This window comes from Lacisediminihabitans profunda (assembly GCF_008040105.1).
In the GTDB taxonomy this organism is placed as follows: Bacteria; Actinomycetota; Actinomycetes; order Actinomycetales; family Microbacteriaceae; genus Lacisediminihabitans; species Lacisediminihabitans profunda.
Genome location: NZ_VRMG01000003.1, coordinates 173,428 through 189,601 on the forward strand (window position 1 = coordinate 173,428; position 16,174 = coordinate 189,601).

At 65.7% G+C, this 16,174-nt stretch carries 12 protein-coding genes; all 12 read left to right on the forward strand.

Annotated features, from left to right (window positions below):
- The first annotated feature begins 118 nt into the window (after positions 1 to 118).
- The 12 genes from FVP33_RS02125 to FVP33_RS02180 all read left to right on the forward strand — a co-directional run bounded on the left by FVP33_RS02125 (position 119) and on the right by FVP33_RS02180 (position 16,020).
- Positions 119 to 1,252 (forward strand): carbohydrate ABC transporter permease, encoded by a 1,134-nt coding sequence (locus tag FVP33_RS02125; protein WP_147781973.1) that lies wholly within the window; start codon positions 119 to 121, stop codon positions 1,250 to 1,252.
- On the forward strand, positions 1,249 to 2,226 hold the full coding sequence (locus FVP33_RS02130) for a carbohydrate ABC transporter permease (RefSeq protein ID WP_147781974.1): 978 nt from the start codon (positions 1,249 to 1,251) through the stop codon (positions 2,224 to 2,226). Before FVP33_RS02125 ends, FVP33_RS02130 begins: the two co-directional genes overlap by 4 nt.
- Positions 2,227 to 2,442: 216 nt before the next feature.
- A complete protein-coding gene (locus FVP33_RS02135; RefSeq protein ID WP_147781975.1) occupies positions 2,443 to 4,323 on the forward strand; it encodes an ABC transporter ATP-binding protein in 1,881 nt (626 codons plus the stop codon).
- Positions 4,324 to 4,409: 86 nt separating this feature from the next.
- Entirely contained in the window at positions 4,410 to 5,774 is a 1,365-nt protein-coding gene (locus FVP33_RS02140; protein WP_147781976.1) for a cystathionine beta-synthase, read from the forward strand.
- A 31-nt stretch (positions 5,775 to 5,805) separates the two neighbouring features.
- Positions 5,806 to 6,963 carry a cystathionine gamma-synthase gene (locus FVP33_RS02145; RefSeq protein ID WP_147781977.1) on the forward strand — a complete coding sequence of 386 codons (1,158 nt, stop codon included), beginning with the start codon at positions 5,806 to 5,808 and terminating at the stop codon, positions 6,961 to 6,963.
- A 240-nt stretch (positions 6,964 to 7,203) separates the two neighbouring features.
- Positions 7,204 to 8,481 carry an APC family permease gene (locus tag FVP33_RS02150; RefSeq protein ID WP_147781978.1) on the forward strand — a complete coding sequence of 426 codons (1,278 nt, stop codon included), beginning with the start codon at positions 7,204 to 7,206 and terminating at the stop codon, positions 8,479 to 8,481.
- Positions 8,478 to 9,377 (forward strand): cyclase family protein, encoded by a 900-nt coding sequence (locus FVP33_RS02155; RefSeq protein WP_147781979.1) that lies wholly within the window; start codon positions 8,478 to 8,480, stop codon positions 9,375 to 9,377. Before FVP33_RS02150 ends, FVP33_RS02155 begins: the two co-directional genes overlap by 4 nt.
- A gap of 109 nt (positions 9,378 to 9,486) precedes the next feature.
- The gene (locus FVP33_RS02160; protein ID WP_147781980.1) at positions 9,487 to 10,500 is read left to right on the forward strand and encodes a LacI family DNA-binding transcriptional regulator; all 1,014 of its coding nucleotides are present in this window, start codon (positions 9,487 to 9,489) and stop codon (positions 10,498 to 10,500) included.
- A gap of 87 nt (positions 10,501 to 10,587) precedes the next feature.
- Positions 10,588 to 11,778 carry an ROK family transcriptional regulator gene (locus FVP33_RS02165; RefSeq protein WP_147781981.1) on the forward strand — a complete coding sequence of 397 codons (1,191 nt, stop codon included), beginning with the start codon at positions 10,588 to 10,590 and terminating at the stop codon, positions 11,776 to 11,778.
- Between the two features lie 172 nt (positions 11,779 to 11,950).
- Entirely contained in the window at positions 11,951 to 13,504 is a 1,554-nt protein-coding gene (mmsA, locus tag FVP33_RS02170) for a multiple monosaccharide ABC transporter ATP-binding protein (RefSeq protein ID WP_147781982.1), read from the forward strand.
- Positions 13,501 to 14,835 carry a multiple monosaccharide ABC transporter permease gene (gene mmsB, locus FVP33_RS02175; RefSeq protein WP_147781983.1) on the forward strand — a complete coding sequence of 445 codons (1,335 nt, stop codon included), beginning with the start codon at positions 13,501 to 13,503 and terminating at the stop codon, positions 14,833 to 14,835. Before mmsA ends, mmsB begins: the two co-directional genes overlap by 4 nt.
- A 78-nt stretch (positions 14,836 to 14,913) precedes the next feature.
- On the forward strand, positions 14,914 to 16,020 hold the full coding sequence (locus FVP33_RS02180; RefSeq protein WP_147781984.1) for a substrate-binding domain-containing protein: 1,107 nt from the start codon (positions 14,914 to 14,916) through the stop codon (positions 16,018 to 16,020).
- The last annotated feature ends 154 nt before the right edge of the window (positions 16,021 to 16,174 follow it).

The following is a 16,174-nucleotide window of genomic DNA, read 5'->3' on the forward strand; positions in this document are numbered from 1 at the left end:
GGGCCGGCAGAGAGAAAATTCTTTGCCGGCCTTTCCGTACCCCATTGCTACGGTGTCTAATGCAGATGCATCCGAATCCGCAGGCTCCTGAGTCCACTGCCGTACTCGAAAGGGCACAATGTCAGATTTCTTCCACTGGATAGCGACGCTCCCCGCGCTGGTCCAGATCCCCCTCGTCGTCGGAGCGTTCGTCGCCGCCGTGGCGGTCATCCTGTTCTTCGTTGAGATCGCACCGCGGTCGGGACGCAAGTACACGATCATCCGCCTCGCCGTGTGCGTGCTCGCACCACTGGTCATCTTCCTGTTCCTGGGGTCGGTCCTCTGGGCGGCTGCCGTCGCAGCGGTTCTCGGCGGCATCTTCTTCATCCTCGATTACCGGGCCAAGCAGGGCGCCGGCTACCTCTTCCAGCTGGTCGGCTTTCTCGCGCCGGCACTGGTCCTGCTGCTGATCGGCCTCGTCTACCCGACGATTTCGACGACGATCGCGGCCTTCCAGAACAGCCGCGGCAACCGGTTCGTGGGCCTCGATAACTTCCAGTGGATCTTCACCCAGCCCACGGGCATCCGGGTGGTGCTGAACACCATCATCTGGGTGCTCATCGTGCCGGCGTTCTCGACCGCGATCGGGCTCGCCTACGCCGTCTTCATCGACAAGTCGCGGGGCGAGAAGTTCTTCAAGATCCTGGTCTTCATGCCGATGGCGATCTCGTTCGTCGGTGCCTCGATCATCTGGAGGTTCGTCTACGCTGCGCGACCGGCGGGCCAGAACCAGATTGGTCTTCTCAATCAGCTGGTGGTGCTCTTCGGCGGCCAGCCGACCGACTTCGTCTCGATCTCCCCGTGGAACACGTTCTTCCTCATCATCGTGCTCGTCTGGATCCAGACCGGATTCGCGATGGTCGTGCTCTCGGCGGCCATCAAGGGTGTGCCGACGGAGCAGTTGGAGGCCGCGGAACTGGACGGCACGAATGCGTGGGAGCGCTTCATCAACGTGACCGTGCCGGGCATCCGCTCGTCACTCATCGTGGTGCTCACCACGATCTCGATCGCGTCGCTCAAGGTCTTCGACATCGTGCGCACGATGACGGCCGGTGCCAACGAAACGAGCGTCATCGCCAACGAGATGTACACGCAGTGGAAGGGCTTCGAGAACGGCCGTTCGGCGGCGTTCGCGGTCGTGCTCTTCGTACTGGTCTTACCCATCGTCATCTACAACGCACGGCAGATCCAGAAGCAGAGGGAGATCCGATGAGCGCCGTCACACCCATCGATGTACCGATCGACAACGCGACGAAGCGCCAGCTCAAGGCCGGTGAACGGGCTTCCGAGCGAACCCTCACGAAGCGCACGAAGAAGCGCCTGACCAGTCGCGGGGCGACCATTGCGTCGCTCATCATCGCCCTGGTCTGGACGGTGCCGACCTTCGGGCTGTTCATCTCCTCGATCCGTCCGGCCGCCCTGATCAACACCACGGGCTGGTGGACGATCTTCCAGAACCCCGGGCTGACCTTCGACAATTACTCGCAGGTTCTCAAGGCCGGGAACAGCCAGCTGAATCTCGGGCAGGCGTTCATCAACTCGATCGCCATCACGTTGCCCGCGACGCTCATCCCCCTGACTCTCGCGAGCCTCGCGGCCTACGGGTTTGCGTGGATGAACTTCAAGGGTAAGAACTGGATGTTCATCGGGGTGTTCGCACTGCAGATCGTGCCGCTGCAGATGGCTCTCGTCCCCCTGCTGAGTCTCTTCTCCCGAGGGCTCACGATCGGCGGAGTGCAGCTGTTCGCCGGGCTGAATGCGAGTGGTTCGTACACTCAGGTCTGGATCGCCCACACGATCTTCGGACTCCCGCTCGTGATCTTCTTGCTCCACAACTTCATCTCCGAGCTTCCCGCCGAGCTGATCGAGGCGGCGCGGGTGGATGGGGCCGGACACGGGCAGATCTTCTTCAGGATCGTGCTCCCCCTCACCATGCCGGCCATCGCGTCGATCGCGATCTTCCAGTTCCTCTGGGTGTGGAACGACCTGCTGGTCGCGCTGGTGTTCGCCGATGGTGAGGTGGCGCCGATGACGAAGCTGCTCGCCGAAATCACCGGTGGCCGTGGCCAGGACTGGCAGCTGCTCACCTCGGGCGCGTTCATCTCGATCCTCGTTCCGCTCATCGTGTTCTTCGCACTGCAGCGCTTCTTCGTCCGCGGCCTGCTGGCGGGCAGCACGAAGGGCTGATCCGCGCGCGCCCGGGTCTCGGTCCCGGTGGCGGGGGATACGCGTTCACGGCGGGAGTCACAACTCCCGCCGTGAGACGTTTAACCCGCCGCCCGGCGTCGTTTCTCCCGCCGCCGAGGAGGTCCCCCGCGGACGCGGGGCATCCGGAGCAGCCGGCGGATTCCGCCCGCCGCGAATCGCGGCCGGCCCGTCGTCTCCCCTGCGTACAGTGAAGGGATGAGTGGAATGCACGGTGGCAGCCAAGTGGGCCGCATGGGAAAGCAGCGCACGCGCATCAGCGGGGGCGACGCGGATGCCCAGCGCGAGGCCAACGCGGAGGCGCCGCGCATCCCCGACCTTCTCGCACGCATAGTGCAGCTCTTCGCGCCGCACCGCCGCTCCCTCGCCATCACGGCGGTGCTCGTCGTGATCGGCGCCGCCCTCACCGTGCTGCCACCTCTTCTCACCAAGCGTGCCTTCGACTTCGGGCTCTTCCCGGCGAGTGGACGCCCCGATTTCCCCGTGCTGATCGAGATCGTCGGCCTCATGGTGCTCATCTACGTCGCCTCCGCGGCGTTGGGGGTGTGGCAGACATTCCTCACGGCCACCGTGGGCAACCGGGTCATGGGCGCGCTGCGGGTGCGGCTGTTCGGCCACCTGCAGAAGATGGAACTCGCGTTCTTCACCCGCACCAAGACCGGCATCATCCAGTCCCGTCTGCAGAACGATGTGGGCGGCGTCGCGAGCGTTCTCACCAACACCGTCTCTAGCGTGCTCGGCAACACGGTCACCGTGATCGCCGCCTTCGTGTCGATGCTCGTGCTCTCCTGGCAGCTCACCATCGTGGCCGTGATCCTCATGCCGATCCTCGTCTTCGCCCAGCGCCGGGTGGGCCGTGTGCGCGCCAAGATCGCGACGAAGACGCAGGAGTCGCTCAGCGACATGACCGCGATCACCCAGGAGACGCTGTCGGTCTCCGGCATCCTGCTGGCCAAGAGCTTCAACCAGCAGGGCACCGAGGTCGGCCGGTACTCCAAGGAGAACGACAACCAGATCGGCCTCCAGGTGCGGGAGCAGATGAGCGGCCAGTGGTTCTTCGCCACGGTGCAGATCTTCCTCGCCATCATTCCGGCGGTGATCTACATCTGCGCGGCGTGGCTGATCCTCGGCGACGTGCCGGTGACCGCCGGCACCATAGTCGCGTTCACGACTGTTCAGGCGCGACTCATGTGGCCGCTACTCGGTCTCATGCGGGTGGCCCTCGACTTGCAGACCTCGCAGGCCCTGTTCGCGCGGATCTTCGAGTACGTCGACCTGCGTCCGGCGATCGCTGACGCCCCCAACGCCCACCCGGCGAACGCGGCGAAGCTGGGGCGGATCGAGTTCGACGACGTGGTCTTCGCCTACCCGGACGCCGGGGCAGACGCCAGGCCGACGCTCAAGGGCGTCTCGTTCGCCATCGAACCCGGCCAGTTCGCCGCCTTCGTGGGGCCGTCCGGTGCCGGCAAGACCACCGTCTCCTACCTGATTCCGCGCTTTCACGACGTGACGAGCGGACGCATCCTCTTCGCCGGAGACGACGTGCGCGAACTCGAGCAGGAGTCCCTCGTCGCCAACATCGGCATCGTGAGCCAGGAGACCTACCTCTTCCACGCGACGATCGCCGAGAACCTGCGCTACGCCAAGCCCGGCGCGAGTGACGAAGAACTGGTGTTCGCGGCCCAGGCGGCGAACATCCACGACACGATCGTGTCGTTCCCCGACGGCTACGACACTGTCGTGGGGGAGCGTGGCTATCGACTGAGCGGCGGCGAGAAGCAGCGCATCGCGATCGCCCGGGTGCTGCTGAAAGATCCACGCGTGCTGATCCTGGACGAGGCGACGAGCTCGCTGGACTCGATCTCCGAGCGCGTCGTTCAGGACGCCCTCGACACCGCCTCTGCCGGACGCACCACGATCGCCATCGCCCACCGGCTGTCGACGATCGTCTCGGCCGACGTCATCTTCGTCGTCGACGGCGGACGCATCGTCGAGCGCGGCTCCCACGCGGAGTTGGCCGCGGCGGGCGGGGTCTATGCGGGCCTCTATCGCGAACAGGTGTCGTCGGCCGGAGCCTGACCCGCGCTGCGTGTGCCGGTGTCCGCGCGGAAGCCGCCCGGCCCGACGCGTAACCGGCCGAACGCCGCTGGTAGATTGGCCGAACCATGAAGTACGCAAACAGCGTCATCGACCTCGTCGGAAACACCCCCCTCGTCAAGCTCAACGTCGTCACGGCGGGGATCGCGGCGACGGTGCTGGTGAAGGTGGAATACCTCAACCCCGGCGGCTCATCCAAAGACCGCATCGCCACGCGCATCATCGACGCGGCCGAACGCGAGGGCAAGCTGAAGCCCGGCGGCACGATCGTGGAGCCGACCTCCGGTAACACGGGCATCGGGCTCGCGCTCGTCGCCCAGCAGCGCGGCTACCGTTGCGTCTTCGTGCTGCCGGACAAGGTGGGCGAAGAGAAGCGCAACGTGCTGCTCGCCTACGGCGCCGAGGTCGTCGTCACGCCGACCGCCGTCGCGCCGGACAGCCCAGAGTCCTACTACTCGGTGTCCGATCGGCTCGCGCGGGAGATCCCCGGCGCATTCAAGCCCAACCAGTACTCGAACCTCAATGGTCCGCTCAGCCACTACGAGACCACCGGTCCGGAGATCTGGCGCGACACCGACGGCCGGGTCACCCACTTCGTCGCGGGCGTGGGAACCGGGGGCACCATCAGTGGGGTCGGGAAGTACCTCAAGGAGGTGTCGGACGGCGCCGTCACGATCATCGGAGCAGATCCGGAGGGGTCGGTCTATTCCGGCGGCACCGGGCGCCCGTACCTCGTCGAGGGCGTCGGTGAGGACTTCTGGCCCGAGGCCTACGACGCCTCCGTCGTGGACCGGATCATCGCCTCTTCCGACGCAGAATCCTTCGAGATGACCCGTCGGCTGGCGCGCGAAGAGGGACTGCTTGTCGGCGGATCAAGCGGCATGGCGGTGGCGTCGGCGCTCAAGGCGGCGCGCGACCTTCCGGCCGAGGCGATCATGGTCATCCTGCTTCCCGACGGAGGACGCGGCTACCTCAACAAGGTGTTCAGCGAGAAGTGGATGCAGTCGTACGGCTTCACCCAGGTCTCGGACGAGAAGACCGTCGCCGACGTGGTGAGCCACAAGACCGGTTCGCTGCCTGCGCTCGTGCACGTGCACCCGTCGGACACCGTTCGGGACGCCATCCAGATCATGACCCAGTACGGTGTCTCTCAACTGCCGGTGCTGTCCGCGGAGCCCCCCGTCGTGATCGGTGAAGTGGTGGGCGCGATCGAGGAACGATCCCTGCTCGAGCAGGTGTTCAGCGGCGACGCGCAGATGACCGACCCGGTCGGGAAATTTATCGGTGCCCCGCTCGGTTTGATCGGTGTGCACGAATCGGTGAGCGCCGCCCGGTCGGCGTTCGGCAAGGCGGATGCCCTGCTCGTGACCGAGGACGGCAAGCCGGTGGCCGTGGTCACCCGGCACGACCTGCTCACCTTCCTCTCCGACTGACCAACTCGTCCCTCCCCCAGAAAAGAACCCCGTGCCAGAACCGCTCGATTTCTCCACCCGCGCCATCCACGTCGGTCAGGAGTTCGACCCGACCACGGGCTCGGTGATCCCGCCGATCTATCAGACCTCCACCTTCGTGCAGGACGGCATCGGCGGCCTTCGGAACGGCTACGAGTACACCCGCGGCGGCAACCCCACGCGCACCTCGCTCGAGACGCTGATCGCGAACCTCGAGGGTGGATCCCACGGGTTCAGCTTCGCGTCGGGTCTCGCCGGGGAAGACACGCTCTTGCGTGCGCTCCTGCGCCCGGGCGACCACGTCGTGATGGGCAATGACGTCTATGGGGGCACGCACCGTCTCGTCAATCGCGTGTTCGTGCCCTGGGGTGTGCACCTCGATTCGGTCGAGATGACCGACCTCGACGCCGTGCGTGCGGCGATGACCCCCGCGACGAAGGTGCTCTGGCTCGAGACGCCGAGCAACCCCTTGATGAAGATCAGCGACATCGCCGCCCTCGTGGAGATCGGCCATGCGGCCGGAGTGCTCGTGGTCGTCGACAACACCTTCGCGTCCCCCTACCTGCAGAATCCGCTCGCGTTCGGCGCCGACATCGTCACCCACTCGACCACGAAGTACCTCGGCGGTCACTCCGATGTGCTCGGCGGCGCCGTGGTGATCAACGACGACGAGCTGGCCGAGAAGGTGCGCTTCCTGCAGTTCGCCGTGGGGCCGGTCTCCGGGCCGATGGATGCCTGGCTCACCGTGCGCGGGATCAAGACCCTCGCGGTGCGAGTGGAGCGCCACTCCTCGAACGCCCAGGCCATCGCCGAGGCGCTGGTGGGGCATCCCGCCGTGGGACGCGTGTTCTATCCTGGCCTGCCCGACCACCCGGGACACGAGCTCGCCGCGCGCCAGATGCGTGGCTTCGGCGGGATGATCTCGCTCGCGCTCACCGGCGGTGCCGCCGTCGCGCGCACGTTCGCCGAATCCACCGAGCTGTTCCAGCTCGCGGAGTCGCTCGGCGGTGTCGAGTCGCTCATCGGGTACCCCTCGGAGATGACCCACGCGTCCGTCAAGGGCACCTCTCTCGAGGTCGCGGATAACATCGTGCGGCTGTCGGTGGGCATCGAAGGGGTCGACGATCTCGTCGGGGACGTGCTCGCCGCCCTGGACCGCGCCGCCGCCTGATCCCGGCCGCCGCCACCCCGGCCGCCGTCCCGGCGACCAATTGTTCCCGTTTGTCGTGTCCGGGCCGGCTCGACGCGGCACAGTGTCGACAAACGGGCACATTCGCGGGACGGGCGCGTCGAACGGGCACGCGCCGGCGGGGAGGCAGCGAGCTCAGGCGGTAACTGGTGGCACGCTGTCCGTTTATCGCTAGCCGCTCCGACGCTGCCGCTGCGACGATTGAGTCATGGCGATTGACTCATGACGACAGAGGCGACCAAGCGCACCGGCGTGCCGCACGCCGGCACGGTCGGTCTCCTCCAGGGCTCCGCGCTCTACATCGCCGCAGTGCTGGGCACCGGCATCCTCGTGCTCCCGTCTCTGGCGGCGAGCACCGCCGGGCCGGCGTCCATCGTGGCGGTTCTCGCCGTGCTGCTGCTGTCGATTCCGCTCGCCGGCACCTTCGCCGCGCTCGCGGCCAGATATCCGGATGCCGGGGGCGTGGCCACCTTTGTGCGCCTCGCCCTCGGCAGGACACCGGCGCGGATGGCCGGCTACTTCTTCTTTTTCGGTGTCTGCGTCGGGTCTCCGGTCGTGGCTGTGCTCGGCGCCTCCTATGTCGTCGCGATCTTCGGTGGCCCGCGCTGGGCCGTCATCGTGGGCGCCGTCCTGATCCTGATTCCCCCGCTGGTGTCGAACGCCTACGGCCTGCGGGTGTCGGGGGCAGTGCAGCTCGTGCTCACCGGCGCCCTCGTCGCGATCGTGATCGGGGTCGTGGCGGTGTCGGCTCCCGCCTCAAGAGCTCAGAACTTCACTCCGTTCCTGCCCCATGGCTGGCCGGGGGTGGGGGCGGCCATCAGCCTCTTCGTCTGGGCGTTCGCCGGCTGGGAGGCGGTCACCCACATCGCCGGGGAGTTCCGCAATCCTCGCCGCACCATCCCGCTCGCCACCGCCATCGCGATCGCCGCGGTGGGAGCGGCCTACCTTTCCCTGCAGGCGGTGACGGTTTCCGTGCTCGGCAGCGAGGCCGGCGCCGGCCCGGTGCCGCTGCTCGACCTCGTCGCACGGACCGCGCCCGGTGTCGGCCCCGCCTTCGTCGCCGTCGTCGCGGCCGTCGTGTCGCTCGGCGTGCTCAACACCTATCTGGGCGCCTTCGCCAAGCTCGGCGCGTCACTCGGTCGTGACGGCGACCTGCCCGGCTGGCTCGCCAGGGGAGTGGAATCCGGCGGGATCCCCCGGCGCAGCCTCGCCGTCGTCGGTGCGCTCGCGTTCGTCTATCTCGCCGCACTCGTGGCGAGCGGTCTGTCGCTGCAGCCGTTCATCCTCATCCACACCAGCTGCATGGTGGCGGTCTACGCCCTCGGCATGGCGGCCGCGGTGAGGCTCCTCGAGCGCTGGTCCGCCGGCTGGTGGCTTGCCGTCGTCTCCTGCGTTCTCGTGCTCGGCCTGCTCGTGCTCGCCGGCAGTCACCTGCTCATCCCGGGTATTCTCGCCGTTGCGGCCATCGTGGTCGGACTCGCCACAAGGAGACGATCATGACCGAGTACCGCGCCCACTTCGACGCGCGAGTCGAGTTCGCCAACGGCGGCGGCCTCAGCGCCGAGGGCTTCAGGATCGACCTCCCGACCCCGGACGTCACCGAGGCGGATGTCGCCCGGCTCTTCGTGCGCCACCTGGGCCTCGCCCTGGTCTCGAGGGTCTCCATCTCGAACCTCGTGATCGCCGAGGAGCAGCACCGGGGAACCCGCGGAATCGAGTCGCCGCCAGCCTCTCGTGGCCGGCTCGTGGACCTGAGCCACACCATCCGCGCTGGGCTCGTCACCTATCCCGGACTGCCGGCCCCCGTCATCACCCCGCATCTCACGCGCGAGCAGTCGATCGAAAAGTACGCGCCCGGTACCCAGTTCGCGATGGATGTCATCACCATGATCGGCAACACCGGCACCTACCTCGACAGTCCGTTCCATCGGTTCGACGGAGGAAACGACCTGGCCGATCTCGACCTCGCGACCCTCGTCGACCAGCCCGCGGAAGTATTCCATTTGCAGGATGTATCGGAGCGAGGCATTCCCGCCGAGGTGTTCCTCGACCGTGACCTCGCCGGCAAGGCGGTCCTGCTGCACACCGGCTGGAGCTCGCTCTTCGGGACGCCCGGCTATGCGACCGGCGCGCCCTTCCTCACCGCCGAGGGTGCACGCGCCCTGGCCGAGGCGGGGGTCACGCTGGTCGGCATCGACTCGCTCAACATCGACGACACCGAGGCTGGGGGCGAGCGCCCGGCGCACACCACGCTGCTCGGTTCCGGCATCCACGTCGTCGAGCACCTCACCAACCTCGCGGCGCTGCCGCCCTCTGGCAGCACCGTTACGGCGGTGCCACCGAAGATCGAGGGGTTCGGCACGTTCCCCGTGCGGGTCTTCGCGCACCTGCCGTAACGAGGCGCTGACCCGATCTCGGCCCCGTCCCGCGTGGGCCATAATGGTCTTCGTTGTACGTGAAATGTGATCGTACACATCACACGTCGACGAAGCCGGACGATCTCTCATGGAACCAGACAAGGTTCGCGCCCCGAACATTCGGGATGTGGCACGTCTTGCCGGCGTGTCGTACCAGACCGTCTCCCGGGTTCTCAACAACTCGGAAAGCATCAAGGACACCACCAAGCAGCGCGTCCTCGAGGTGATCGCGCAGGTCGGCTATCGACCGAATCAGGCGGCTCGAGCGCTCGTGACGAGTCGCACCCGCACGATCGGCGTGCTCACCTCGCAGACCGCGCACTACGGTCCGACCACGAGCCTGCACGCCATCGAGGAGGCCGCGCGCGAGGCCGGCTACCTGATCAGCACCACGAGCCTGGCCACGAGCGATCACGCCGCGATCGTGGACCGACTCGAACATCTCATGCGCCAGGCCGTCGAGGGGCTCGTCGTGATCGCTCCGCAGGTTCGCGTCTTCGACGCCATCCGTCAGCTCGAGATCAGCGTGCCCCTCGTGACCCTCGACTCCACTCGGCGGGACGATCACCGCAGCCTCTCGGTGGACCAGATCGCCGGTGCGCGAATGGCCACCCGCCATCTGATCGATCTCGGGCATCGCGAGATCGTGCACCTCTCGGGTCCCCAGGACTGGATCGAGGCCGAGGCGCGGATGACCGGCTTCCTCCGCGAGGTGGACGACGCCGACCTCACGACCCACCCCCCGATCCTCGGCGACTGGACGGCGGACTTCGGGCACCACGTCGGCCGCGAGCTCCTGCGCTATCGGGACTTCACCGCGGTGTTCGCGGCGAACGACCAGATGGCCCTCGGCCTGATCCACGCCTTCCGGGACGCCGGTCTCGACGTGCCGGGCGATGTGAGCGTCGTCGGCTTCGACGACATTCCGGAGGCGGCACACTACTGGCCGCCGCTCACGACGGTACGCCAGGATTTCGCTGAAATCGGCCGCCGATCGGTCGGGATGCTGCTGGCCGAACTCCGGGGCGAAGTGGAGTCCAGCCACGAGCAGGTCAGGCCCGAACTCATCGTTCGAAAATCGACAGCGCCGCCCCGAATTTAGGCTCGGAACGATGTTAGCGATCACATTTTGATTTCGAAGTTGCGTTAACTTCTTGACGACAAGGGTTTCTTGCTGCACTCTCGAGGAATGCCTGCATCGCCGCATCCGGTTTCCAGGGGCGCTCGCAACCCCGGGTCCCAGACGGCTCTGCGCGAACTGAATCAGCAGCGCATCATCGACGCCCTCCTCGGCGGTGGTCCATCGACCCAGGCCGAGCTCGCCAGGCAGACCGGCCTGTCCACGGCGACCGTGTCGAACATCATCAAGAACATGGCCCACTCCGGGATTGTGGCGACGGAGCCCACCACGAGTTCCGGGCGCCGTGCCCTCCTCGTGCGACTCATCAGCAATGGTGCAGTCGCGGTGGGGATCGACTTCGGCCGTCGGCACCTCAGGATCGTGATCGTCACGCTGGGCCACGTCGTGGTCGACGAGGTGTACGTGGAACTGCCGCCCGGCCATCGGGCGGAGGAGGGCATCGACCGCGCCACCGAACTGCTGGCGGGAATGCTCGAGCGGCACGCGATCGCCCCCTCGTCGGTGTTGGGCGTGGGCGTGGGCATTCCCGGCCCCATCGACCAGCGAACCAACACCGTGGTTCAAGGTGCCATCCTGCCCGAGTGGGAGGGCATCCACCTGCCGGACCTCGAGAAACGCCTGCATTTTCCGGTGGTTTTCGATAACGACGCCAATCTCGGCGCCCTCGCCGAGGTGACCTGGGGCCCGCACAACTCGGTGGAAAATCTCGCCTTCGTGAAGGTCGGGAGCGGCATCGGTGCCGGCCTGATCCTCAACGGTCGGCCGTACTACGGCAGCATTGGCATCACCGGCGAGATCGGCCACGAGACCATTGTCGACAACGGCCTCGTCTGCCACTGCGGCAATCGGGGCTGTCTCGAGACCGTTGCGTCCACGTCCGTGATGATGCAACTGCTCAGCAGAGGCGGTGCCGCTACCGTGACGACGGCCGACATCGTGCAGAACGCGCTCGGCGGCGACCCAGCAACACTGAGAGTGCTGGATGACTCGGGAGTCGCCATCGGTCGGGCGCTCGCGAGCATTGCCAACCTGATCAACCCGCAGGTGATCGTCATCGGGGGGCCGCTGGCCGGTCTGGGCGAGATCCTCCTGGAACCGGTCCAGCGCGGCCTCCGCCGTCATGCCGTGCCGAGCGTCGGTGCGGCGACGACGATCGTAATGTCCGCACTCGGCGATCGCGCGGAGGTGCTCGGCGCGGCCTCACTCGTGCTCCAGCCATCCGGATTGCGCCAAAACTGAGTCGTTACGGACTTGTTGTGTTCACAACTTGACGACAAGACCGTTCTCGGGGTTTAGTCTGTTAGCGGGCAAAATTCAGCCCTGATGACAAGGGAGTCCTACGTGAAAGCAGATGCGCTCGCCGCGCGTGTGAACGTACACATCCCGCTGCTCGATGGCGCGGAGGCCCGGCATGACAACTGAGCCGATCATTCTCGAGATGCGTTCGATCACCAAGGAATTCCCGGGCGTCAAGGCGCTCGACCGGGTGTCCCTCACGGTGAAGGCCGGCGAGATCCACTCGATCTGCGGAGAGAACGGGGCCGGCAAGTCCACCCTCATGAAGGTTCTGTCGGGTGTCTATCCCTATGGCACCTACGAGGGCGACATCATCTTCCAGGGTTCCGAGTGCCGCTTCAAAGACATCAAGTCGAGCGAAGCTGCCGGCATCGTGATCATCCACCAGGAGCTCGCTCTCATCCCCGAGCTCTCGATCACCGAGAACATCTTCCTTGGCAACGAGCCCCGGGGCCGCTTCGGCAACATCGACTGGGTCGTGGCCAAGAAGACCGCTATCGAACTGCTGGCGCGCGTCGGTCTGGCCGACGATCCAGACACCCAGATCAAGAACCTCGGAGTCGGCAAGCAGCAGCTGGTGGAGATCGCCAAGGCCCTGCACAAGTCGGTGAAGCTCCTCATTCTCGACGAGCCGACGGCAGCGCTCAACGAGGCGGACTCCCAGCACCTGCTCGACCTGATCCTCGGACTCAAGGGCCGTGGAATCGCGTCGATCATGATCTCCCACAAGCTCAACGAGATCGAGAAGATCTCCGACGAGATCACGATCATCCGCGACGGGAAGTCGATCGAGACGCTCAACATCCAGGCCGATGGGGTCAATGAAGACCGCATCATCCGAGGAATGGTGGGGCGCACCCTCGAGAATCGCTTCCCCGATCGCAACTCGAAGATCGGCGAGGTCTTCTTCGAGGTGAAGAACTGGACGGTGCAGCACCCCCTCACCGCCGAACGCATGGTGGTCAAGAATTCGAGCTTCTCCGTTCGCCGCGGCGAGGTGGTGGGATTCGCGGGCCTCATGGGCGCCGGTCGCACTGAGCTCGCGATGAGCATCTTCGGTCGCTCATACGGCACCTTCATCTCCGGCCAGGTCTTCATGAACGGCAAGGAGATCCAGCTGCGCAACGTCGCGGAGGCGATCGAGAACGGCCTTGCCTACGTGAGCGAGGACCGCAAGGCGCTTGGACTCAACCTTCTCGACGACATCAAGGAGTCGGTGGTCTCGGCCAAGCTCTCCAAGATCTCGCGCGGCCAGGTGATCGACAAGGTGAAAGAGCACAACATCGCCGAGGAGTATCGCAAGAGCCTCCGGATCAAGACGCCGACGGTGCAGGAGGGGGTGAACAAGCTCTCGGGAGGCAACCAGCAGAAGGTGGTGCTGGCGAAGTGGATGTTCACCGATCCCGACCTGCTCATCCTCGACGAGCCGACCCGCGGCATCGACGTCGGCGCCAAGACGGAGATCTACGGGATCATCCGCGACCTCGCGGCCCAGGGCAAGGGAGTGATCATGATCTCCTCTGAGCTGCCCGAGCTTCTCGGAGTCTCCGACCGAATCCTCACCATCTTCGAAGGCGCCATCACCAACGACATCCCGGCCTCTGAAGCCGACCCAGAAACCCTCATGAGAAGCATGACCTCCTCGAAGAAGAAAGTTACCCAGCCATGAGCGCTACGACAGAAGCCCCGAAGAAGTCGGGCGGCATCCGTGACCTGAGCAAGATGTTCGGCAACGGGTCCAGCACCCGCCAGGTCGGCATCCTCGGTGCCCTCATCGTGATCATCATCCTGTTCCAGATCCTCACCGGTGGGCTCACGCTCGACCCCATCAACCTCATCAACCTGGTCAATCAGAACGCGTACGTGCTCATCCTCGCCATCGGCATGGTGATGGTGATCATCGCCGGCCACATCGACCTGTCGGTCGGATCGGTCGCCGCCTTCACCGGCATCATCGTGGCGATCTCGATGCAGAGCTGGCACTTCCCACCCCTGCTGGCGATCGTCTTCGGCCTCGTCGTGGGGACGCTGATCGGCATGTGGCAGGGATTCTGGGTGGCGTACATCGGCGTGCCGGCCTTCATCGTGACCCTCGCGGGCATGCTCATCTTCCGCGGCGGCAACCAGTTCGTCGGTAACTCGCAGAGCATCCCGGTGCCCGACTCCTTCGCCATCATCGGCAACGGGTTCATCCCGGACTTCGGACCGCAGTTCGGCTTCAGCAACGGCACCCTCATCCTCGGCCTGCTCGTGGCGGTCGCCGTGGTGTGGCAGGAGATCCGAGAACGTCAAACCCAGCGCAAGATGGGATCCGAGAGCGCGCCCCTCTGGGTGAGCGTGGTCAAGGTCGTCATCCTGCTCGCGGTCGTGCTCTACGCGACTTACCTGTTCGCGACGGGCCGCCCGGGGACGAGCTACCCCGTCTCCGGCATCATCCTCGGCGTGCTCGTGCTGCTGTACTCCTTCATCACCCGCAACACCACCTTCGGCCGTCACATCTACGCGGTCGGTGGCAACTGGCACGCGGCGGAACTCTCGGGCGTCAACATCAGGCGCATCAACTTCCTGGTGATGATGAACATGTCGATCCTCGCGGCGTTGGCCGGGATGATCGCCGTGGGCCGTTCGGTCGCCTCCGGCCCCGGCGACGGTGTCGGCTGGGAGCTCGACGCGATCGCGGCAGTCTTCATCGGTGGCGCGGCGGTCTCCGGCGGCATCGGAACGATCGTCGGCTCGATCGTCGGTGGTTTCGTCATCGCCGTGCTCAACAACGGCCTTCAGCTGCTCGGCGTCGGCATCGACCGCGTGCAGATCATCAAGGGCCTCGTTCTGCTGCTCGCGGTCGGAATCGACGTCTACAGCAAGAAGCAGGGTCGACCATCGATCATCGGCCGGTTCACTCGCGCCCGCCGGATCAATGAGAGTCTCGATGTCCCACGGGTCGTTCCCACGCTCCCCGAGGAAGAAACCGCCCGCCCCAAGTCCACTACGCCGAACTGATCACTCGGGTAGCCCCTGGGGGTGATCGTTGCCCCCAGTCTTTCCACTGCACCAACAGACAACAGAAAGAGACAACACATGCGTAAGTTCGCAATCACGACCGTGGCAATCGCCGGGGTCGCACTGATGGCCCTCTCGGGCTGCTCGAGCCGTGGCACGACCACGAGCTCATCCGGCGCCGCTGCCGGATTCAAGGCCGGGTCCACAATCGGCGTGGCCCTTCCGGACAAGACCTCGGAGAACTGGGTTCTCGCCGGAAAGCTCTTCGAGGAGGGCATCGCCAAGGCCGGATTCAAGGCAGACGTGCAGTACGCGCCCGCCACCAACACGGTGTCCGAGCAGCAGAACCAGATCACGTCGATGACGACCAAGGGTGCCAAGGTCATCGTCATCGGTGCAAAGGATGGCTCGCAGCTCGGCTCGCAGGTCAGCGCCGCCCACAGCGCCGGCGCCTCCGTCATCGCCTACGACCGCCTCATCCTGAACACCAAGGATGTCGACTACTACGTGGCGTACGACAATGAGAAGGTCGGCGAGCTTCAGGGCCAGGCACTTCTCGACGGCATGAAGGCTCGCTTCCCCGACGCCAAGACGTACAACATCGAGCTGTTCTCCGGCTCGTCGGACGACGCCAACGCTCCCGTGTTCTTCAAGGGTGCGATGAAGATCCTGCAGCCGAAGATCGACGACGGAACCCTCAAGGTCGTCTCCGGTCAGACCGACATCAAGCAGACGGCGACCGCCGGATGGCTTGCCCAGAACGCCCAGACCCGCATGGACACCCTCCTCGCGGCGAACTACACGGGCAGCACCGTTCTGAACGGCGTTCTGTCGCCGAACGACACGCTGGCTCGCGCCATCATCACGTCGATTCACGCGGCGGGCAAGGACAAGCCGGTTCAGCCCGTCATCACCGGTCAGGACTCCGAGGCCGCCTCGATCCCGCTGATCATGACCGGAGTCCAGTACTCCACGATCAACAAGGACACGACGAAGCTCGTCGCCCAGACCATCGCGATGATCAAGGACCTTGCCGCCGGCAAGACGCCTTCGACCAACTCGACGGACTACAACAACGGCGTCAAGGTTGTTCCCACCTACCTGCTCCCGCCGGAGCTCGTCACCAAGGACAACGCCGCCGAGTCGTACAAGAACACCCCGTCACTCGAGGCGCTGACCAAGTAGTCACGGTTCGATGATCACGGTTCGGCCCCCGCGGGTTCCGCGGGGGCCGAACTTTTTGTGGGCTCGTTCCGAGCCGAGGATTTTCCCACTGCGCGTCGGGCGAAGACTATCCTGAGACTGTTCGTCCCTGAGAGTGCAGTCAACCGGGAGCGCC